The 19,851-nt window shown below is 72.4% G+C and carries 16 protein-coding genes; 12 read left to right on the top strand and 4 right to left on the bottom strand.

The genetic code is table 11. From position 1 onward, the window contains the following. Positions 1-630: 630 nt before the first annotated feature. Both ACH4ZX_RS35485 and ACH4ZX_RS35480 read right to left on the bottom strand, forming a co-directional pair. The gene (locus ACH4ZX_RS35485) at positions 631-1,962 is read right to left on the bottom strand and encodes an alpha-2,8-polysialyltransferase family protein (RefSeq protein WP_398282172.1); all 1,332 of its coding nucleotides are present in this window, start codon (positions 1,960-1,962) and stop codon (positions 631-633) included. Then, positions 1,962-2,948, bottom strand: coding sequence for a glycosyltransferase family 2 protein (locus ACH4ZX_RS35480; protein WP_398282169.1), 987 nt, complete (start codon positions 2,946-2,948; stop codon positions 1,962-1,964). Before ACH4ZX_RS35480 ends, ACH4ZX_RS35485 begins: the two co-directional genes overlap by 1 nt. 198 nt (positions 2,949-3,146) lie before the next feature. On the opposite strand from ACH4ZX_RS35480, the gene ACH4ZX_RS35475 reads away from it, so the two are divergent. From ACH4ZX_RS35475 to ACH4ZX_RS35460, 4 genes are all read left to right on the top strand, one after another. Then, positions 3,147-4,520, top strand: coding sequence for a DUF6716 putative glycosyltransferase (locus ACH4ZX_RS35475; protein WP_398282166.1), 1,374 nt, complete (start codon positions 3,147-3,149; stop codon positions 4,518-4,520). A gap of 80 nt (positions 4,521-4,600) precedes the next feature. Next, positions 4,601-5,863 (top strand): cytidylyltransferase domain-containing protein, encoded by a 1,263-nt coding sequence (locus ACH4ZX_RS35470; protein ID WP_398282163.1) that lies wholly within the window; start codon positions 4,601-4,603, stop codon positions 5,861-5,863. A gap of 14 nt (positions 5,864-5,877) precedes the next feature. Next, the gene (locus ACH4ZX_RS35465; RefSeq protein ID WP_398282160.1) at positions 5,878-6,816 is read left to right on the top strand and encodes an N-acetylneuraminate synthase family protein; all 939 of its coding nucleotides are present in this window, start codon (positions 5,878-5,880) and stop codon (positions 6,814-6,816) included. 40 nt (positions 6,817-6,856) lie between these two features. After that, complete coding sequence (locus tag ACH4ZX_RS35460) at positions 6,857-7,921, top strand: hypothetical protein (protein WP_398282157.1); 1,065 nt, start codon at positions 6,857-6,859, stop codon at positions 7,919-7,921. Between the two features lie 22 nt (positions 7,922-7,943). On the opposite strand, the gene ACH4ZX_RS35455 is transcribed toward ACH4ZX_RS35460, so the two are convergent. Continuing rightward, entirely contained in the window at positions 7,944-8,618 is a 675-nt protein-coding gene (locus tag ACH4ZX_RS35455) for a class I SAM-dependent DNA methyltransferase (RefSeq protein ID WP_398282154.1), read from the bottom strand. Between the two features lie 381 nt (positions 8,619-8,999). Here ACH4ZX_RS35455 and ACH4ZX_RS35450 point away from each other — a divergent pair, with 381 nt between their 5' ends. The 8 genes from ACH4ZX_RS35450 to ACH4ZX_RS35415 all read left to right on the top strand — a co-directional run bounded on the left by ACH4ZX_RS35450 (position 9,000) and on the right by ACH4ZX_RS35415 (position 18,503). After that, complete coding sequence (locus ACH4ZX_RS35450; protein ID WP_398282184.1) at positions 9,000-10,226, top strand: amidohydrolase; 1,227 nt, start codon at positions 9,000-9,002, stop codon at positions 10,224-10,226. 812 nt (positions 10,227-11,038) lie between these two features. After that, positions 11,039-12,106: a BMP family protein gene (locus ACH4ZX_RS35445; RefSeq protein ID WP_398282152.1), complete on the top strand. Its 1,068-nt coding sequence runs from the start codon at positions 11,039-11,041 to the stop codon at positions 12,104-12,106. 196 nt (positions 12,107-12,302) lie between these two features. Beyond that, positions 12,303-13,829 (top strand): ABC transporter ATP-binding protein, encoded by a 1,527-nt coding sequence (locus ACH4ZX_RS35440; protein ID WP_398282181.1) that lies wholly within the window; start codon positions 12,303-12,305, stop codon positions 13,827-13,829. Beyond that, complete coding sequence (locus ACH4ZX_RS35435) at positions 13,826-14,956, top strand: ABC transporter permease (protein ID WP_398282149.1); 1,131 nt, start codon at positions 13,826-13,828, stop codon at positions 14,954-14,956. Before ACH4ZX_RS35440 ends, ACH4ZX_RS35435 begins: the two co-directional genes overlap by 4 nt. Then, positions 14,956-16,242 (top strand): ABC transporter permease, encoded by a 1,287-nt coding sequence (locus tag ACH4ZX_RS35430; RefSeq protein WP_398282146.1) that lies wholly within the window; start codon positions 14,956-14,958, stop codon positions 16,240-16,242. The genes ACH4ZX_RS35435 and ACH4ZX_RS35430 overlap by 1 nt, the downstream gene beginning before the upstream one ends. Further along, positions 16,239-16,640, top strand: a complete 402-nt coding sequence (locus tag ACH4ZX_RS35425; RefSeq protein WP_398282144.1) for a cytidine deaminase — start codon at positions 16,239-16,241, stop codon at positions 16,638-16,640. The genes ACH4ZX_RS35430 and ACH4ZX_RS35425 overlap by 4 nt, the downstream gene beginning before the upstream one ends. 66 nt (positions 16,641-16,706) lie before the next feature. Then, complete coding sequence (locus ACH4ZX_RS35420) at positions 16,707-17,990, top strand: thymidine phosphorylase (RefSeq protein ID WP_398282141.1); 1,284 nt, start codon at positions 16,707-16,709, stop codon at positions 17,988-17,990. Between the two features lie 126 nt (positions 17,991-18,116). After that, positions 18,117-18,503, top strand: a complete 387-nt coding sequence (locus ACH4ZX_RS35415) for an STAS domain-containing protein (RefSeq protein WP_398282178.1) — start codon at positions 18,117-18,119, stop codon at positions 18,501-18,503. On the opposite strand, the gene ACH4ZX_RS35410 is transcribed toward ACH4ZX_RS35415, so the two are convergent. Then, a complete protein-coding gene (locus tag ACH4ZX_RS35410; RefSeq protein ID WP_398282138.1) occupies positions 18,387-19,403 on the bottom strand; it encodes a sigma-70 family RNA polymerase sigma factor in 1,017 nt (338 codons plus the stop codon). The two genes, ACH4ZX_RS35415 and ACH4ZX_RS35410, sit on opposite strands and share 117 nt — an antisense overlap. Positions 19,404-19,851 lie beyond the last annotated feature (448 nt).

Raw genomic sequence — 19,851 nt, 5'->3', positions numbered from 1 at the left:
GTCGGGCCCCAGCCATGCCCACTCCTCGACCAGCAGCCAAAATCGCGGGCCCCCGAGATCAGCCCAGCTCAGCCACCCCAACCGAAACGGGGAGGTTAGGAGCAGGACATGATCACCGACCTTCTCGCCAGCATCGTGCAGTACCTCGGGGTGCTGCTGTAACGGCCGCCGCGCACGCCGGCCTGGTGCGGTCCTTCCCCGCGGGAGGGACGGCACCAGGCCGTGCGCTGAGCCGGGTCATGCCAGGCCCAGCGACGCGGTCACCTTCCGGGCCGGCGCCACCGAGTGGCTCTGGCCCCGGTCCTGGGGGAAGATGTGCGCCACCGTCGCCGGCGTGACCGGGCTCATCGGCGTCTCGTGTGCCGGGATCAGCGCCCGGGGAGCCGGGCGTCACCACGTTGCGCGGACCCGGCCTTCGAGAGGTGCGAGTCCTTGATCCAGGAGGCGTCGAACTCCGGGTTGATCAACCGCATCCCAGCGTGCCGCGTCGGAAGCCTGTCTTCCCCGTTGCACTTCGCTTCCCGGCGGCCGGCCGCCGCCCGCCGGGCGCCGGCCGCCGTCGGCCTGCCGCCCGCCCCGGCCGTGGCGCTGGCCCGGCAGCCTCGGTCGTGTCGCCGGGCCGGGGGCCGCTCAGCGCCGTACGGCCTTCCGCAGTGCCCGGGCCCGTCGGACCACGCGGCGTGCGGTGGCGTTGCGGGGCAGGAAGGCGAGCCGCTCCGGGATGCCGCCCGGCAGCCCCAGCGAGGTGAGCCGCTTCTTCTTGAAGTAGCGCAGGGTGCGCGGGCCGAGGTGCCGCGAGAGATAGCGCTCCGCCTCCGCGCGCCGGTCCGGGTGCAGCTGCGGCTGCATGGTGAAGCCGACCGCGGTGACCAGGTCGTTCAGCGTGCCGTCGGGGACCGGGTCCTCGCCCGCCCGGCCCTGGAGGTCCGGCACCAGCGCGTCGGCGAGCACGGCCGGCACCCGGTTGCTGTTCTGGTACGGCGTCAGGCGTTCCAGCAGCGGCTCGGTGCCGACGCGGGCCACCGGCAGGCCGTAGAACGCCGACGCGGTGAACAGCGCGGTGGAGAAGCAGCCGACGACCAGGCCGGGCGGCGACTGCGCGAACAGCACCTCGGCGAGGACGGGCACGTCCAGCACGGTGAGGTCCACGCCCAGCTTCCCGGCCTCGGCCTCCAGGGCGCGGCTGTAGCGGGCGGGTGCGCTGGGATGCGGTTTGAAGACGATCGAGCGGTGGCCCCGCTCGGCCGCCCCCCGCGCCATCCGCACGTGCAGGTCCTCCTCCTCCTGCGGGGAGAGGATGTTCAGCGCGGACAGGTACTGGCCGAGCAGCAGCGCCGAGCCGTCCGGCAGCACCGGCAGGTCCGTGACGGCCGCGCTCAGTTCGGTCATCGTCTTCAGGAACGCGGCCGTCGGCACCACCTGCGCCCGCACGCCGAACTCGGTCAGCAGCATCGGCGTCAGGCCGGGCACCAGGTCCAGGTGCAGCAGCCGGCGCACCCGCGTGCCGATCAGCGGGTCGAGCTTGTTGCGGGTGGGACCGTAGCTCATCAGGCCGTCGGCGTAGACGTCGATCGGGGCGTCGGTGAACAGCTGGGCCACCGTCTGCGCCGGGGCGACCTGGAGGGACTCCACGACCAGCTCCACCCGGTCCTCGCCCAGGCCCCACAGCAGCCGCAGGTAGCGCTCGAAGAGCGGGACGTCGTCCGGGCGGGGGACCCAGGCGCCCGGGTGGAACGGGTGGATGGCCTCGTTCCAGGACAGCACGGCGTCGAAGTGGCCGCGCAGCGGTTCAAAGCCCGGCATCTCGTCGAGCGCCGGGGTGGTCTCCGGGATCGCCGAGGTGTTGCACACCAGCAGCAGTTCGCGGTCCGCCTCGGGGAAGCAGCCGGAGTCCAGCGCGGCGGCCAGGGTGGCGGCGCCGTAGAGCGTGGAGGCGCAGTAGATGCGGGTGGTACGGGACATCAGGCAGCCGCCTTCGCTGTGGTGATCCGGCGCCGCAGCCGCCGCAGCCTGGCGGAACGGCGCAGGTCCATGGTGTCGAGCACGTCGCCGAGGGCGTCCTGCGGCATGCGCTGTATCGCGGCCGCGGTCAGGGACCGCAGCTGCCTGGCGACGGCCGGCTCCCACTTGGCCTCGTCGGAGAGGTGGTGGTCGATGATCGCGCAGTAGGTCCGCACCGCCTTCGGCAGCAGCCGGGCGGCGTCCGGGTCCGCCGCGGTCTCCTCGATCACCTGGTCGAAGGCGCGGATGAAGTCGAGCTGCCGGGCGTCGCCGATCTGGGTCAGCGAGGAGGCCACCCCGCGCCGGTAGAACACGCCGAGCAGGCTCACCACGGCGAACGACTCCGCCTCGCGGTGCAGTTTCCAGATCCACGGCCGGTCCTCGGCCGTGCGCAGCCCGTCCGTGAAGTGCAGCAGGCCGCGCTCCAGCAGCCGCCGGTGGTAGGCGCCGGCCCACGCGTAGGCGTAGTCCACGGAGGTCGTGCGGTTGGCCGGCAGGATCGCGTCGCGCGGATCGAGCACCTCCCAGCGGCGCCCGTGCGGGACCCGGTGCACCGTCCGGGCGCGGGCGGTGGCCTGCACATGGTCGGTCCGCACGAAGTCGCAGCCCAGCTCCTCGATCGCGCCGGCCAGGCGCGTCAGGTAACCGGGGGCCAGCCAGTCGTCGCCGTCCAGGAACGTCAGGTACTCGCCGCTCGCCGCGTCCAGACCGGTGTTGCGCGCGGTGGCGAGTCCTCCGTTCTTCTCATGACGGACGAGGCGCACCTGGGCGACCCCGGACAGTTCCTCGGCCGCACGCTCCAGAATCGCCGGAGTTTCGTCCGTCGAATGGTCGTCGACCAGGATGAACTCGAAATCCGGGCGGGCGTTCAGGCGAAGACTTCTGAGGGGGTCCGGCGCATATCGCTGGACGTTGTAGAACGGCACGATCACGGAAAGCTTTGGCACTCGAGAAACCCTAGGAGGGCGCCCGGCTGCGGAACTTTCCGGTGGGCGTACAGGGGATGAACTCGATGTGTCGGAACGGTGCATCCCTTGTGCCTGAAGGCTTTTGACGAGCCAGTTCGGTTCCAGGCGGGCTGTTGTTAACTCTTTGTTGAGATGTGGTTGGGCCATACCTAGGAATTGCTTCCTAGCGTCTTCGTCGTGCCACCAAGTACACCGAAGCCCACGCGAATCGCCGTGCTCGCGGACTCCGACACCCGCTGGAAATGGGGTGCCCTGACCGCGGCGCGGATCGCCCCGGGCCCGACCATGGAAACCGCCTCGGCGGAGGGCGCGCAAGCCGGCCCCGGACTGGACGGATTCCTGCTGCGCGGCCGGTCCACGCCCACCGCGCGCCAGCTCGCCGAGGTCGGCGTGCGCGCCGACTCCCTGCGGGAGGTCACGGCCGTCGAGTTCCTGCGCGTCATGGCCGAAGGGGAGTACGACGTCGTCGTGCTCGCCCTCGTCGGCGGCGGCGTGCAGGCGGTGCTGCACGGTCTGAAGCGGGTCTGGGAGGGCCGCGCCAGGCGTCCCGTCGTCGTCACCGGCTACGTCGGCGTCGTCTACGAGAAGCTCGCCGACGGTCTGCTGCTGCGGCACGGCGCGGACCTGGTGCTCGCCAACTCCCGCCAGGACGCGGAGCGTTTCCGCGCGGTCTACGAGGGAGTGGGCGCCGACGCCTCGTCGGTGACGGAGGTGGCGCTGCCGTTCCTCGGCGGAGCCGCCTACGACGGCGGCCGCGACTCGGCCGCGGAGCCGGAACGCAGGCCGCACACCGTGGTGTTCGCCGCCCAGCCGTCCGTGCCGGACAACCGGCGGGACCGTACCTACCTGCTGGAGCGGCTGGTACGGCACGCGCGCCTGCACCCCAAGCGCGAGGTGCTGCTCAAGCTGCGCTCCAAGCCGGGCGAACACACCACCCACATCGAGGAACTGCCCTACCAGAAGCTGGCCCAGCGGTTCGAGCTGCCCGCCAACTTCCGCCTGGTGTACGGCAACATGGGCGAGGTCCTGGACCGCACCGACCTGCTGGTCACGATCAGTTCGACGGCCGCGCTGGAGTCGCTGCACCGCCGCATCCCGACCGTGGTCCTCACCGACCTGGGCGTGCGCGAGGCGCTCGGCAACCACCACTTCGTCGGATCCGGCTGCCTCGCCTCCTGGGACCAGCTCGACGCCGGGCACCGGCCGGAGGCCGACCAGGAGTGGGTGGCCCGGCAGGGCGTCGCCTCCGGCGGAGGGGCGTACGCCACCGCCTTCGACGCGGCCCGCGAGCGCGTCGCCAAGCTGCTCGCCCAGCCCGCCGGGCTGCCCCCGCTGACCCCGTACTACACGCCCGCGACGGCGCCCGGCTACCTGCCCGGCATCCTCGCCCGGCACCACCTCGGCCCGGACGGCAGCCCGCTGCCCGGCGCGCCCGCCGCCGACCGCGAGCCGGGCCCGGTCCGGCAGATCGTGCGCCGCGCGGCGCGCGGCGCCTACCGGCACGGGGTGCAGCGCGTGGCGCCCGTCATCCGGCGGATGGGCGAGCTGTGAGCCGCCCCACCGGGCGAGCCGTGAGCCGCCCCACCGGGCCGGCCGCGAGCCGCCCCACCCCACCCCGAGGAGCAGAACCCATGTCCAGTCCGCAAGCGGGGCACGGCGCGACGGTGCGCCGGGTGCTCGCGGTGATCCCCGCGCGAGGCGGCTCCAAGGGCGTGCCCGCGAAGAACCTCGCCCCCGTCGGGGGCGTGCCGCTGGTGGCGCGGGCGGTGCGCGAGTGCCGGGCCGCCCGCCTGGTGACGGACGTCGTGGTCTCCACGGACGACCAGGCGATCGCCGCCGCCGCCCGCGAGGCCGGCGCCGAGGTCGTGCTGCGGCCCGCCGCCATCGCCGGCGACACGGCGACCTCCGAGGCGGCCGTGCTGCACGCCATGGACGCCCACGAGGCCCTGCACGGGGCCCGCGTGGACGCGGTCCTGCTGGTGCAGTGCACCAGCCCCTTCCTGGTCCGCGAGGACATCGACGGGGTGGCCGGAGCGGTCGTCGAGGGCGGCGCCGACACGGCGGTGACCGTGGCGCCGTTCCACGGATTCGTCTGGCGCGACGCCGACGACGCCGTCGACGCTCTTGCCGCGGCCGGTTCGCCCGGCGCGGGCGGCGGCTACGGCGTCAACCACGACAAGTCCTACCGCCCACGCCGCCAGGACCGCCCGCAGGACCTGCTGGAGACCGGCGCCGCCTACGCGATGGACGCCTCCGGCTTCCGCGAGCACCGGCACCGCTTCTTCGGCCGCACGGAACTGGTGCGGACCGACCCCGCCCGGGTGCTGGAGATCGACGACCCGCACGACCTCGCCCGCGCCCGCGCCCTCGCGCCCCTCTTCGACGCGGATCGGCCCGGCGCGCTGCCGGCCGCCGACGACGTAGACGCGGTCGTCCTGGACTTCGACGGCACCCAGACCGACGACCGGGTGCTGATCGACGCCGACGGAAAGGAGTTCGTCTCCGTGCACCGCGGGGACGGCCTCGGCATCGCCGCCCTGCGCAGGAGCGGGCTGAAGATGCTGATCCTCTCCTCGGAGCAGAACCCGGTCGTCGCCGCCCGGGCCCGGAAGCTGAAGCTCCCGGTCCTGCACGGCATCGACCGCAAGGACCTCGCGCTGAAGCAGTGGTGCGAGGAGCAGGGCATCGCGCCCGAGCGCGTGCTCTATGTCGGAAACGACGTCAACGACCTCCCGTGCTTCGCCCTCGTCGGCTGGCCCGTGGCGGTCGCGAGCGCCCACGACGTCGTGCGCGGCGCCGCACGCGCGGTCACCACCGTCCCCGGCGGTGACGGCGCGATCCGGGAGATCGCCAGCTGGATCCTCGGCCCCTCTCTCGATTCCCTCGACAAGTAAGGAAAGTCCCCGCCATGAGCACCCACTCCCGTCTGCGCACCTTCGGCTCGCGTGAGGTCGGCCCGGGCAGGCCCGTCTACATCTGCGGCGAGATCGGCATCAACCACAACGGCGACCTGGACAACGCGTTCAAGCTGATCGACGTGGCCGCCGAGGCCGGCTGCGACGCCGTGAAGTTCCAGAAGCGCACCCCCGAGATCTGCACCCCGCGCGACCAGTGGGACATCGAGCGCGACACCCCCTGGGGCCGGATGACGTACATCGACTACCGCCACCGGGTCGAGTTCGGCGAGGACGAGTACCGGCAGATCGACGAGTACTGCAAGGAGAAGGGCATCGACTGGTTCGCGTCCCCGTGGGACACCGAGGCGGTCGCCTTCCTGGAGAAGTTCGACCTGCCGGCCCACAAGGTCGCCTCCGCCTCCCTCACCGACGACGAGCTGCTGCGCGCCCTGCGCGCCACCGGCCGCACGGTCATCCTGTCCACCGGCATGTCGACGCCGCGGCAGATCCGCCACGCGGTGGAGGTGCTCGGCAGCGACAACATCCTCATGTGCCACGCCACCTCGACCTACCCGGCGAAGGCCGACGAGCTGAACCTCCGCGTGATCAACACGCTGGAGAAGGAGTACCCGAACGTCCCGATCGGCTACTCCGGTCACGAGACGGGCCTGCAGACCACGCTGGCCGCCGTCGCCCTCGGCGCCACCTTCGTCGAGCGCCACATCACCCTCGACCGCGCCATGTGGGGCTCCGACCAGGCCGCCTCCGTCGAGCCGCAGGGCCTCACCCGCCTGGTGCGCGACATCCGCGCCATCGAGGCGTCCCTCGGCGACGGCGTCAAGAAGGTCTACGACTCCGAGCTCGGCCCGATGAAGAAGCTGCGCCGCGTCTCCGGCGTGGTCGCCGAGGCGGAGATCGCCGCCGCCGCGGGCGAGCCGGTCACGGTCTGACGGTCCGGGCGACACCAACCAGGGGAACGGTCATACGCCGATGAGCCGCCGCGCCGGATCCGCCGGCCACTCCACTCTCGCGTTCGTCGAGAGCCCGGTACAGCTGCTGAACGTGCTGGAGTGGGCGCACGCCCATGCGCCCGGCGCGGAGCTCACCCTCGTCGTGCTGTCCCCGACCGACCCGATGACCCGCGGCCAGTTGCGCCGGATGGCCGAACTCGCCCGCGAGGAGGGCCACGAGGTCCGCTGGGAGGAGGCCAGGGGCGGCCCGGCGGCGCCGTTCCAGACGATCGGCGGCCTGGCCGGCATGCTCCGCCGCGCCGACCGCGTCGTGCTGGGCGACCCCTTCTCCCGCTACGTGCAGCTGCTGCTGACGATCACCAGGGCCTCCGCCCTCGTCGTGGTGGACGACGGCACGGCCACCATGGAGTTCGTCGCCCAGCTCGCCCGCGGCGAGCGTCTGGTGCGCTGGCACCGCAAGGGCGGCCGCCCCGGCCCGCGGGACCTGCTCTTCGCCCCGGTCTCCTCCTCGGCCCGCCGGCGTCTGACGCCGGGCGGGAAGCGGCAGGTGGAGATCTTCTCCGCCATGCCGGTGGACGAGCGGCCGGACGGGGTGACGGTGACGGTGAACGCCTTCGCCTGGACCCGCGCCCGCTTCGGGCCGCCCCGCATCACCAAGGGCGCCGACATGGTGGGCACCTCCCTGGTGGAGACCGGCGTGGTCGACGCCGAGCGCTACCTGGAGGCGGTGCGCACCCTGGCCAAGGCGCACGGCGCCACCCGCTACTTCGCGCACCGGCGCGAGAGCACCGAGAAACTGCACCGGCTGGTGCTGGAGACCGGCCTGGAGGTGGTCCGCCCGGACCTCCCGCTGGAGCTGATCGCCCGCCGCGGCCCGGTCGGCCGCACGATCCTCAGCTTCCCCTCCACGGTCGTGCACACCCTGCCCCTCGCCCTGGCCGGCACCCCGGTCCGCGTCGCCGTCTGCGACATAGACCCGGCCTGGCTCACCGACCGCGCCTCACCCCGCGCCCAGGGCTTCCTGTCGGGCGTGACGGACACCGCCCGCGACGTCCACCGCCTGTCGGCGGTCAGCGCGGTGTGACCGCGCCCGCGGCTGCCTCCGGTCAGTGCGGTGTGACCGCGGGCGGCTTGCGCGCCAGCACGAACGCGCGGGGCCGGGTCTCCTCCCCGTCCGGCTCGCGCAGCACGCGGGTCGTCGGCCGCAGCCCCGCCGCGGCCAGGTGCCGGGCCACCGTCTCGGGCGTGCGCCAGTGGTAGTCCAGCCCGATCTCCCGGCCGAAGCGCTCGGTGAGACGCATCCGGCCCTCCTCGTCGCCGGACTGGAAGCCGAGCAGCACGTGCCCGCCGGGCACCAGCACGCGGTGGAACTCGGCGAACGCCCCCGGCAGGTGCTCGTCCGGGACGTGGATGACCGAGTACAGGGCGAGGACCCCGCCCAGCGTCTCGTCCGGCAGGTCCAGGCGCAGCATCGAACCCACATGGAAGCGCAGCCCCGGATGCGCCTGGCGGGCCAGCGCCACCATGCGCGGCGAGACGTCGACCCCGAAGACCGGCACCCCGAGCGCGTGCAGCCGCGCGGTGACGTGCCCGGGGCCGCTGCCGACGTCGGCGACGGGAGCCGGGCCGGCCGCCCGGACCTGCTCGGCGAAGCCGGTGAGCAGCGCCCGGTCCAGGGGGTGGTGGGCCAGGCTGTCCGGGTGCTGTTCGGCGTACGGATCGGCGATCTCGTCGTACGAGGCCCGGGTGGCGCGGATGAAGTCGGGGGTGTCGTCGCTCACGTGGCCGGACCCTAGCCCCGGAGCCCGGCGCGTGTCCGGCGGTTCACCGGCCCGGCACCGGCTGTTCGCGGGGACCGCCGCGCTCATGGGACGCGCGTCGCGGGGGTATGCGGGGGAATGCGGCCTGTGTGCGCCGAGTGGCCGTACGCCGCGTCCGCCGTGTGGCCGGGCCGTCGGGCGGGGGTGACGATTCCGACAGGTGAACAAACACGCCGCACGGGAGCGCAGCGTGGTATGCGTAGAGAAAGGAGTGGTTTACCCACCTCAACCGAATCCCATGCGCCGAGGGCCGAGTTTTTCTTCGTCTGACGGGCTGAAGTTTGTTGATCGAGGCTCGGTCGGCCGTCCCGGCGTCCTACCCTTCAGAGGGTGAAGCAACTGATGTCACTGGAGTCCGAAGTCGATCTGCCGGCCGCGGAAGCGCTGCTTCCCGGCACGCTGCCCGAGGCGCTGCGTGCCGAACTCATCGCGTTCCGGCGCGACTTGCACATGCATCCGGAGCTCGGCAACCAGGAGTTCCGCACGACCGCCGCGATCAAGGCACGGCTGGAGAAGGCCGGGCTGCAGCCGCGTGTGCTCGCCGCCGGGACCGGACTCGTCTGTGACATCGGCCACTGGGGCGGCGACCGCCCCGCGCTCGCGCTGCGGGCCGACATCGACGCCCTGCCCATCCCCGACACCAAGAGCGAGTGCGCCTACCGCTCCACCGTGCCCGACCGGGCGCACGCCTGCGGGCACGACGTGCACACCACCGTGGTGCTCGGCGCCGGCCTCGTGCTGGCGGACCTGCACCGGCAGGGCAGGCTGCCGCAGCCGGTCCGGCTGATCTTCCAGCCCGCCGAGGAGGTGTTGCCGGGCGGCGCCGCCGACGCCATCGAGTGGGGGGCGCTGGAGGGTGTGGGCCGGATCGTCGCCGTGCACTGCGACCCCCGCGTGGACGCCGGCCGGATCGGGCTGCGCACCGGCCCGATCACCTCCGCCTGCGACCGGCTCGAGGTCTCCCTCGACGGGCCCGGCGGCCACACCGCCCGGCCGCACCTGACCACCGACCTGGTCACCGCCGCCGCCCGGGTCGCCACCGACGTGCCCGCGCTGGTCGGCCGCCGCGTCGACAGCCGCAGCGGCCTCGCCGTGACCTGGGGACGTATCGAGTCCGGCCACGCCCCGAACGTCATCCCGCAGCACGCGGAGCTCTCCGGGACGGTGCGCTGCCTCGACCTCGCCACCTGGCGGCAGGTGCCGGACGTCGTCGTCGCCGCCATCGACGAGGTCGCCAACCTGCACGGCGCCAAGTCGGAGATCAACTACGTGCGCGGTGTCCCGCCGGTGGTCAACGACCAGGCCGTCACCGACCTGCTGCGGCACGCCATGGCCGCCCGGCGGGGCCCGGACGCCGTGGAGGGCACCGAACAGAGCCTGGGCGGCGAGGACTTCTCCTGGTACCTGGAGCACGTGCCCGGCGCGATGGCCCGCCTCGGTGTGCGTCCCCCGGGTGAGCGGACCGTGCGCGACCTGCACCAGGGCGACTTCGACGTCGACGAGTCGGCGATCACGGTGGGCGTGGAACTCTTCACCGCAGCCGCCCTCCTGGACGCGGCGGAACGCTAGCGCGCAGCCCCGCCCCGCCGACGGTCTCCGCCGAGGCCCGCGAACCGTGAGTCCGTGGGCCTCCGGCCAGGTCCGCCGGACCGCGAGGCGGGTGAGCTCCGGCGTGGTCCGTCGGCGGCCTCGGCGCGGGGCCTGGGAGTTCCCGTTTCAGGGCTGCCCGCTCGCCCGTCCGCCCCGGCGGGCGTCCCCCGGGCGAGCGCACCGCGCGCGTCCTGGGGCCAGGGCGACTTCGACGCGGACGAGTCGGCGGCCACGGGGGGCGTGGCTGACCCCGCACCGCCGGTGTGGTCCGCCGGGCAGGCGCGGCGGGGTCCGCGACAGGCCGAGAGCGACCCCGTCGGCCGGTCCGGCGTGGGGCGCCGACGAGCCTGGCTCGGTCCACCGGCCGGTCCGGCGTGGGGCGTCGGCGGGTCCGGCGGGGTCCGCCGGGCGATCCGGCGCGGGGCCCTGGGCAGGGACAAGCGGGGCCCTGGGCAGGGACAACGCGAGGCCTCGGCAGGAACGGCGTGGGCTGCCGACCGGCCGCCGCAAGAGCCGGACGTCCCTGGTCCGGGGACGTCCGGACCCCCGGCGCAACATGTCCGTAAGCCATTCGTGAACAGACCGCAATGGTCGCCGCGGCAGCCGCAGACCCTCAGTTCAGACGCTGTTTGCCTCGAATCGATAACGGCTTCCGGAGAGGTCTCTTTCCGACATCTACGCGCGTTACGATGCCGCGAAGCCGACGCCGCCGGGGCGTCTCGGCTCGGGCACTGGCATGGTGCTCACAACAAGCGCCGACATGGCGCTCAGGTCAGGTGAAGGAGCCTCCCGTGCGCCGGGTAGCCAAGCTTTCCGCTGCGTGCATCGCCACCGCAGCCCTCGCACTGTCTGCCACTGCCTGTGGCAGCACCTCCTCCGAAAACGGCAGCGACAAGTCGCCCTCCTCGTCCTCCGACGGCGGCAAGGGCGGCGTCAAGATCGGCCTCGCCTTCGACGTCGGCGGCCGCGGCGACCGTTCCTTCAACGACTCCGCCGCGCGCGGCGCCGACAAGGCCAAGGCGGAGTTCAAGGGTTCGATCAAGGAGCTGACCGCCAAGACCTCCGACACCGAGGCCGACCGTGAGCAGCGCCTGACCGACCTGGCCGACGCCGGCTACAACCCGATCATCGGTGTCGGCTACGCCTACGCCACCTCGATGACCAAGGTCGCCGCGAAGTACCCGAAGGTCAGCTTCGGCATCGTCGACTCGGTCGTGGACGCCAAGAACGTCGACAGCATCACCTTCACCGAGGAGCAGGGTTCGTACCTGGCCGGTGTCGCCGCGGCGCTGAAGACCAAGAAGGACCACGTCGGCTTCATCGGCGGCGTCGACAACCCGCTGATCAAGAAGTTCGAGGCGGGCTACGTCCAGGGCGTCAAGGACACCAAGCCCAAGGTCAAGGTCGACACCCAGTACCTGAGCCACGGCTCGGACACCTCCGGCTTCGCCAGCCCCGACAAGGGCAAGGAGGCCGCGTCCGGCATGCTCGACAACGGCGCCGACGTGATCTACTCGGCGGCCGGCTCCTCCGGCAACGGCGCGATCGAGGCCGTCAGCGGCGTCAAGGGCGCCTGGGCCATCGGCGTGGACTCCGACCAGTACAACATCCCGGGCCTGGCGAAGTACAAGAACTCGATCCTGACCTCGATGGTCAAGAACGTCGACGTCGGCGTCTACGACTTCATCAAGTCCGTCCACGACGGCAAGCCGCTGAACGGCGTCAACAACTACTCGCTCGCCAAGAACGGTGTCTCGCTGGCCACCAGCGGCGGTTTCATCGACGACATAAAGTCCCAGCTGGACGCGGCCCAGAAGAAGATCGTCGACGGCGACATCAAGGTCAAGACCACCCCGTGACCTGACGGTTCCCGCCGGACCTCGGCTCGGCGAGGGGCGTACGACCAGCCCCCGCCGAGCCATAACAATGTGTCAACTCTACGCGTGTAGCACGGAGTTGCCGCGCTAGCGTCGCCGACGCCTGCCTCCCCTACGCAGCCCCTTTCCCCGAGGAGAGTGCGCCATCAACGCGTCCAGCCCTCCCGCTGCCGTCGAACTGCGCGGCATCACCAAGCGTTTCCCCGGCGTCGTCGCCAACCGCGACATCGACATCACCGTCCGCACGGGCACGGTCCACGCCCTGTGCGGTGAGAACGGCGCCGGCAAGTCCACCCTGATGAAGATCCTCTACGGCATGCAGCAGCCGGACGAGGGCACCATCACGGTGAACGGCGAGCCCGTCACCTTCCACAACCCCGCCGACGCCATCGCCCGCGGCATCGGCATGGTGCACCAGCACTTCATGCTCGCCGACAACCTCACCGTCCTGGAGAACGTCGTCCTCGGCGCGGAGAAGCTGTACGGGATCGGCGCGAAGGCCCGCGCGAAGATCCAGGAGATCTCGGGCGCCTACGGGCTGAACATACGTCCCGACGTGCTCATGGAGGAACTCGGCGTCGCCGACCGCCAGCGCGTGGAGATCCTCAAGGTCCTCTACCGCGGCGCCAGGATCCTCATCCTCGACGAGCCCACCGCCGTCCTCGTGCCGCAGGAGGTCGAGGCCCTCTTCGACAACCTCCGCGACCTCAAGGCGGAGGGGCTCACCGTCATCTTCATCTCCCACAAACTGGGGGAGGTGCTGTCCGTGGCCGACGAGATCACCGTCATCCGGCGCGGCACCACCGTCGGCACGGTCGAGCCGCACTCCACCACCACCAAGCAGCTCGCCGAGCTGATGGTCGGCAGCGAGCTGCCCACCCCGGCGACCGAGGAGTCCACCGTCACCGACGTCCCCGTGCTGAAGGTGGACGGGCTCAGGCTGACGCAGACCGACCTCGACGGCGTCGAGCGCGTCATCCTCGACCAGATCTCCCTCACCATCCACAAGGGCGAGGTGCTCGGCATCGCCGGTGTGGAGGGCAACGGCCAGTCCGAACTGGTCGAGGCGATCATGGGTATCCGCACCCCGGACACCGGCACGATCACCCTCGACGACGCCGACATCTCCCACCTCCCCACCCGCAAGCGCCGCGAGGCCGGCGTCGGCTACATCCCCGAGGACCGCCAGCGCCACGGCCTGCTGCTGGAGGCGACGCTGTGGGAGAACCGCATCCTCGGCCACGTCACCGAGGAGCCCAACTCCCGCGGCGGACTGCTCGATCTCAAGGCCGCCCGCGCCGACACCGAGCGCATCATCGAGTCCTACGACGTCCGCACCCCCGGCATCGAGGTGACCGCGGGCTCGCTGTCCGGCGGCAACCAGCAGAAGCTGATCGTCGGCCGGGAGATGAGCCACACGCCGAAGCTCCTCATTGCCGCCCACCCCACCCGGGGCGTGGACGTCGGCGCGCAGGCCGCGATCTGGGACCACATCCGCGACGCCCGCCGCAACGGCCTGGCCGTGCTGCTGATCTCCGCGGACCTGGACGAGCTCATCGGGCTCTCCGACACCTTGCGGGTGATGTACCGCGGCCGTCTGGTCGCCGACGCCGACCCCGCCACGATCACCCCCGAGGTGCTGGGCTCCGCCATGACGGGTGCGGCCACCGGCCACCTGGAGCACACGGAGGACGACGTCCGATGAAGAAGCTGATCTCACGGATCGACAGGGAGCGGCTGCTCCTCGCCGTCGCGGCGCCGCTGCTGGCGATCGTCGCCGCCCTCGTCGTCACCACCCTGGTGATCCTCGCCACCGGCAAGAACCCGGGCGACGCCTTCAGCGACATGCTGACCTACGGCACCGCCAGCGACAGCCAGGTCTACATCCTCAACAAGGCGACGACGTACTACCTCGCGGGCGTCGCGGTGGCCATCGGCTTCCGGATGAACCTGTTCAACATCGGCGTCGACGGCCAGTACCGGATCGCCGCCTTCATCGCCGCCGTCCTCGGCGGCGCGCTCACCGCCCCCGGCTGGATCGCCATCCCGCTGATCATCCTGTGCGCCATGGCGAGCGGTGCCCTGTGGGCGGCCATCGCGGGCGTGCTGAAGGTGACCCGGGGCGTCAGCGAGGTCATCTCGACGATCATGCTGAACTCGATCGCCACCGCGATCATCGGCTACCTGCTGCAGCCCGAGCAGCTCGGCCAGCTGGACAAGGCGGGCACCCTGGTGTCCACCAAGCCGCTGCCGGAGTCGTCGTACTTCTTCAGCTTCGACACCGGCCCGGCCGGCGAGCTGTGGGGCTTCATCGTCATCGCCGTGCTCGTCGGCTTCGCCTTCTGGTTCGTCCTGGGCCGTACCCGGTTCGGCTTCGACCTGCGCACCGTCGGACTGTCCGAGACCGCCGCCGCGGCCAGCGGCGTCAGCGTGAAGAAGATGGTCGCCACCAGCATGGTCATCTCGGGTGCGGTGGCCGGCCTGATCGGCATGCCGACCCTGCTCAACGACAGCCACCAGTTCAGCAACGACTTCCCGGCGGGCATCGGCTTCACCGGCATCGCCATCGCGCTGCTGGGCCGCAACCACCCGATCGGCATCGCGCTCGGCGCCCTGCTCTGGGGCTTCCTGGAGCGCACCACCAACCACCTGGAGTTCCAGGGCTACGACAAGGAGATCCTCGGCGTCATCCAGGGCGTCATCGTCCTGTGCGTCGTCATCGCCTACGAAGTCGTACGCCGTTACGGCCTGCGGCACCAGCAGCAGCGCGTGGGCGCCGAACTCGCCGCCCAGGCCGCCGCCGCCCCGACCGAGAAGCAGGAGGTGGCGTGATGACTGCCACGATGACCGACACGCCGCCGCCCGCGGCGCCCAAGACCGACACCGCGGCCGGCGGCTCCGGCCGGACCCTCGGCCGGGTCCTCCTGATCGCCGCGGGCGCGCTGATCCTGGTGGCCGCGGTCCGCGTGCTGACCGGCGCCAACCAGCTCACCTCCGAGGGACAGGTCAGCGCCGCGCTGGGGCTGGCCGTGCCGATCGGCCTCGCCGGTCTCGCCGGCCTGTGGTCCGAGCGCTCCGGCGTGGTCAACATCGGCCTCGAGGGCATGATGATCCTCGGCACCTTCGGCGCGGGCTGGGTCGGCTGGCAGCACAGCCCCTGGCTCGGCCTGCTGTGCGGGATCGCCTTCGGCGTCCTCGGCGGCCTGGTGCACGCCGTCGCGACCGTCACCTTCGGCGTCGACCACATCGTCTCCGGTGTCGCGATCAACCTGCTCGCGCTCGGCACCACCCAGTACCTCGCCAAGCTGTTCTTCTCCGAGGGCAAGGCGGCCGAGGCGGGCGGCAACCCCAAGCAGTCGCCGCCCGCGGAGTCGCTGCCCAACGTGGACGTGCCCGGCCTCTCGGACGCCCTGCACTCCGTCGAGCAGCACCACTGGTTCCTGGTCTCCGACCTCGCCGGCATCCTCGGCGGCCTGGTCACCGACCTGTCCGTGGTGACGCTCATCGCCGTCCTGCTGTTCGTCGGCAGCTGGTGGGTGCTGTGGCGCACGGCGTTCGGTCTGCGGCTGCGCTCCTGCGGCGAGAACCCGGTCGCCGCGGAGTCCCTCGGCGTCAACGTCTACAAGTACAAGTACGCGGCCGTCGCCGTCTCCGGCGGTCTGGCGGGCCTCGGCGGCGCGTTCCTCGCGCTGGTCACCTCGCACATCTACCTGGAGGGCCAGACCGGCGGCCGCGGCTACATCGGTCTCGCGGCGATGATCTTCGGCAACTGGCGGCCCGGCGGGCTGGCGATGGGCGCGGGCCTGTTCGGCTACTCGGACGCGCTCCAGCTGCGCAACGGCGGCGAGACCGTGCACGCGCTGCTGCTCCTGCTGGTCGTCCTGCTCGCCGTCCTGGCCGGCTGGAAGCTGTACCGCAAGGCACTGTGGCAGGGCGTGGCGAGCGCCGTCACGGCGGTGCTCGTGCTGGTCTGGTACCTGTTCACCGACGAGGTCCCGAGCGACTTCGTGGGCGCCACCCCGTACGTCGTCACCCTGCTGGTGCTGTCGCTGTCCGCGCAGCGGCTGCGGATGCCCAAGGCGGACGGCATGCGCTACCGGAAGGGCCAGGGCAAGTGACCGCGTCCGCCGACGTCGACTGGGAGCGGTTGCGGACGCTGGCCCGGGAGGCCATGTCCCGCGCCTACGCCCCCTACTCGGGCTACCCGGTCGGCGTCGCGGCCCTGGTCGACGACGGCCGGACGGTCACCGGCTGCAACGTCGAGAACGCCTCGTACGGGCTCGGACTGTGCGCCGAGTGCGGACTGGTCTCGCAGCTGCAGAACACCGGCGGCGGCCGCCTGACGCACTTCACCTGTGTCGACGGCCACGGCGAGATCCTCGTCCCGTGCGGCCGCTGCCGGCAGCTGCTGTACGAGTTCGGCGGCCCCGGACTGCTGCTGGAGACACCCCGGGGCATCCTGCCGCTGTCGGAGATGCTGCCCCAGGCCTTCGGCCCGGACCATCTCACCCAGTAACTCCCGTGCGGCCCCTCCGACAGGTGCGGAGGGGCCGCTCACTTCCTGAACGTCGGAAGGAACACCATGGCCATGGACGCCATCTCCGTCATCCGCACCAAGCGGGACCGCGGCGAACTCAGCGACGAGCAGATCGACTGGGTCATCGACGCGTACACCCGCGGCGAGGTCGCCGACGAGCAGATGTCCGCGCTCGCCATGGCGATCCTGCTCAACGGCATGAACCGCCGGGAGATCGCCCGCTGGACGGCCGCGATGATCGCCTCCGGCGAGCGCATGGACTTCTCCGCGCTGTCCCGCCCGACGGCCGACAAGCACTCCACGGGCGGGGTCGGCGACAAGATCACCCTCCCGCTGGCGCCCCTGGTCGCGGCCTGCGGAGCCGCCGTGCCCCAGCTGTCGGGCCGCGGCCTCGGCCACACCGGCGGCACCCTCGACAAGCTGGAGTCGATCCCCGGCTGGCGCGCCCTGCTCTCCAACGAGGAGATGCTGCACGTCCTGGACACCACCGGCGCGGTGATCTGCGCGGCGGGCGACGGCCTGGCCCCGGCGGACAAGAAGCTGTACGCGCTGCGGGACGTCACCGGCACGGTCGAGGCGATCCCGCTGATCGCCTCCTCGATCATGTCCAAGAAGATCGCGGAGGGCACCGGCTCGCTGGTCCTGGACGTGAAGGCCGGCACCGGCGCCTTCATGCGGACGCTCGAAGATGCCCGCGAACTGGCCTCGACGATGGTCGGCCTGGGCACCGACCACGGCGTGAAGACGGTCGCGCTGCTGACCGACATGTCCACCCCGCTCGGCCGTACGGCGGGCAACGCCCTCGAGGTCCGCGAGTCGGTGGAGGTCCTCGCGGGCGGCGGCCCGGCCGACGTCGTGGAACTGACGCTCGCCCTGGCGCGCGAGATGCTCCAGGCCGCCGGGGTGACGGACGCGGACCCGGCGAAGGCCCTGGCCGACGGCTCGGCGATGGACGTCTGGCGCCGCATGATCAGCGCCCAGGGCGGCGACCCGGACGCCCCGCTGCCCACCTCCCGCGAGCAGCACGTGATCACGGCCCCCTCCTCCGGCGTGCTGACCCGCCTCGACGCCTACGACATCGGCGTCGCCGCCTGGCGCCTGGGCGCGGGGCGCGCCCGCAAGGAGGACCCGGTGCAGGCGGCGGCGGGCGTGGAGATGCACGCCAAGCCGGGCGACACGGTGACCGCGGGCCAGCCCCTGCTGACCCTGCACACGGACACCCCCGAGCGCTTCGCCTACGCCCTGGAGGCGACGGAGGGCTGCTACGACATCGCGGCCCCGGGCACGGACTTCAGCCCCTCGCCGGTCGTGCTGGAACGCATCGCCTGACCTGCGGCTTCCCCTTTCGGCCGAGCGGGACCGGTGGACCTTCGCCGGTCCCGCTCGGCGTGCCCGGGACCGGTGCCGCACCGATGGGACGACTTCGCCCGGATCCGGGCACGGCCGGGCGCCGCGATGAGTTCCGTGCCGCCCGTGGGTCTACCGGTTGTGGACGCCATGACACCCGCCGTACTCGTGCTGCCCGGCCCGCTGACCCGGGACGAGGTGACGGGGCTGTGCGAGCACGTGCGGGCGCGGCTGGCCGCCGGCGGCGCCCGGGCGGTCGTGGTCGACGTGGCCGGGATCGGGCCGCCGGGCCTCGCCGCCGTGGACCTGCTGGCGCGGCTCCAGCTCGCCGCCCGGCGGGCCGGCGGCGGAATCCGGCTGCGGGACCCCGCCCCCGCCCTACAGGCCCTGCTCGACCTGGTCGGGCTCCGCTTCGAGGTGGAGGGGCAGGCCGAACAGCGGGAACCACCGCTGGGTGTCGAGGAAGCAGTGGAACCCGGTGATCCGGCCCTCTGACGTCTCCAGCGCCTGCACGGCCCACGCGGTGAAGCCGCCCTCCTCCGGGTCCGGCTTGTACTGCGCGAACCCGGGCAGCCCGTTCACCTGCACCGGCACCAGGCGCGAGCCCGCGCAGGCGGAGCCCAGCGTCGTCATGAAGCCGGTGATGTCCTCGTGGCCCCGCAGCCACAGGTCGAACGGCGGCATCGTCATGACGGCGTCCTCGTGCAGCAGGGCCGTCAGCGCCGCCATGTCGTACTCCTCGAAGGCGGCGACGTAGCGCTCCAGGAGCTTCTGCTGCTCCTCGTCCAGCGGGTCGGAGACCGCCGCGCGGGCGCCGTCGTCGTCCCGCTCGGCGAGCGTCGCCCTGGCGCGCTGGAGCGCGCTGTTGACCGACGCGACCGATGTGCCCAGCAGCTCGGCGACCTCGCTCGCCCGCCAGGCCAGCACCTCGCGCAGGATCAGCACCGCGCGCTGCTTGGGCGGCAGCTGCTGCAGCGCCGCCATGAAGGCCAGCCGCACGGACTCCTTGGCGACCGCCGCCTCCGCCGGGTCGTCGGTCGTGGGCAGCACCCGCGCGTCCGGCACGGGTTCGAGCCAGGTGTTGTCCGGGCGCGGGGCGAGGGCCGCCCGGGCCAGGGGCGTCGACTCGGTCAGGTCCATCGGCCTGGCGCGCTTGTTGCCGGCTGTCAGCATGTCCAGACAGACGTTGGTCGCGATGCGGTAGAGCCAGGAGCGGAGGCTGGAGCGGCCCTCGAACTTGTCGTAGCTGCGCCAGGCGCGGACCATCGTGTCCTGCACCGCGTCCTCGGCCTCGAAGGAGGAGCCGAGCATGCGGTAGCAGTAGCCGGTCAGCTCGACCCGGTGCTTCTCCAGCGTGACGTCGAGGTCCGCCGTCGTCGCCGTGCCCTGGCCCATGGTCCACCCACCCCTGTGCGGCATTCCCGTCACGCGCTCACGCGCCCAGTACTCCGGAAGCTACCCCAGGCCACTGACAACGGCCCCCGGAGCGAAGACACCCCCAGCTCAGAGCGCCAACACCCCGAAGAAGCGCGGGGAACCGCGCGCCCAGCCACGATGGCGCGGCGGACGTCCGGCGGCCGATGGCCCGGGGTGGGGCCCGGCGGCGCAGCGGGCGGTGCGGCATCGCCCTGAAGGGGCGCGGGGAACTGCGCGCCCAGCCACGATGGCGGGGCGGACGACTGGCGGCCGATGGCCTGGGGTGGGGCCCGGCGGCGCAGCGGGCGGTGCGGCATCGCCCTGAAGGGGGGCGGGGAACTGCGCGCCCAGCCACGATGGCGGGGCGGACGACTGGCGGCCGATGGCCTGGGGTGGGGCCCGGCGGCGCAGCGGGCGGTGCGGCATC

It is taken from the genome of Streptomyces sp. NPDC020490, from assembly GCF_044335305.1.
In the GTDB taxonomy this organism is placed as follows: Bacteria; Actinomycetota; Actinomycetes; order Streptomycetales; family Streptomycetaceae; genus Streptomyces.
This window is presented reverse-complemented; position numbering and strand designations above follow the sequence as displayed.

Bases quoted from the DNA above. Each gene is read 5' to 3' on its own strand.
- ACH4ZX_RS35415 (WP_398282178.1), top strand. From the start codon at position 18,117: ATGAGTTCCGTGCCGCCCGTGGGTCTACCGGTTGTGGACGCCATGACA.
- ACH4ZX_RS35430 (WP_398282146.1), top strand. From the start codon at position 14,956: ATGACTGCCACGATGACCGACACGCCGCCGCCCGCGGCGCCCAAGACC.
- ACH4ZX_RS35470 (WP_398282163.1), top strand. From the start codon at position 4,601: ATGTCCAGTCCGCAAGCGGGGCACGGCGCGACGGTGCGCCGGGTGCTC.
- ACH4ZX_RS35450 (WP_398282184.1), top strand. From the start codon at position 9,000: ATGTCACTGGAGTCCGAAGTCGATCTGCCGGCCGCGGAAGCGCTGCTT.
- ACH4ZX_RS35465 (WP_398282160.1), top strand. From the start codon at position 5,878: ATGAGCACCCACTCCCGTCTGCGCACCTTCGGCTCGCGTGAGGTCGGC.
- ACH4ZX_RS35485 (WP_398282172.1), bottom strand. From the start codon at position 1,962: ATGTCCCGTACCACCCGCATCTACTGCGCCTCCACGCTCTACGGCGCC.
- ACH4ZX_RS35460 (WP_398282157.1), top strand. From the start codon at position 6,857: ATGAGCCGCCGCGCCGGATCCGCCGGCCACTCCACTCTCGCGTTCGTC.
- ACH4ZX_RS35435 (WP_398282149.1), top strand. From the start codon at position 13,826: ATGAAGAAGCTGATCTCACGGATCGACAGGGAGCGGCTGCTCCTCGCC.
- ACH4ZX_RS35410 (WP_398282138.1), bottom strand. From the start codon at position 19,403: ATGGGCCAGGGCACGGCGACGACGGCGGACCTCGACGTCACGCTGGAG.
- ACH4ZX_RS35420 (WP_398282141.1), top strand. From the start codon at position 16,707: ATGGCCATGGACGCCATCTCCGTCATCCGCACCAAGCGGGACCGCGGC.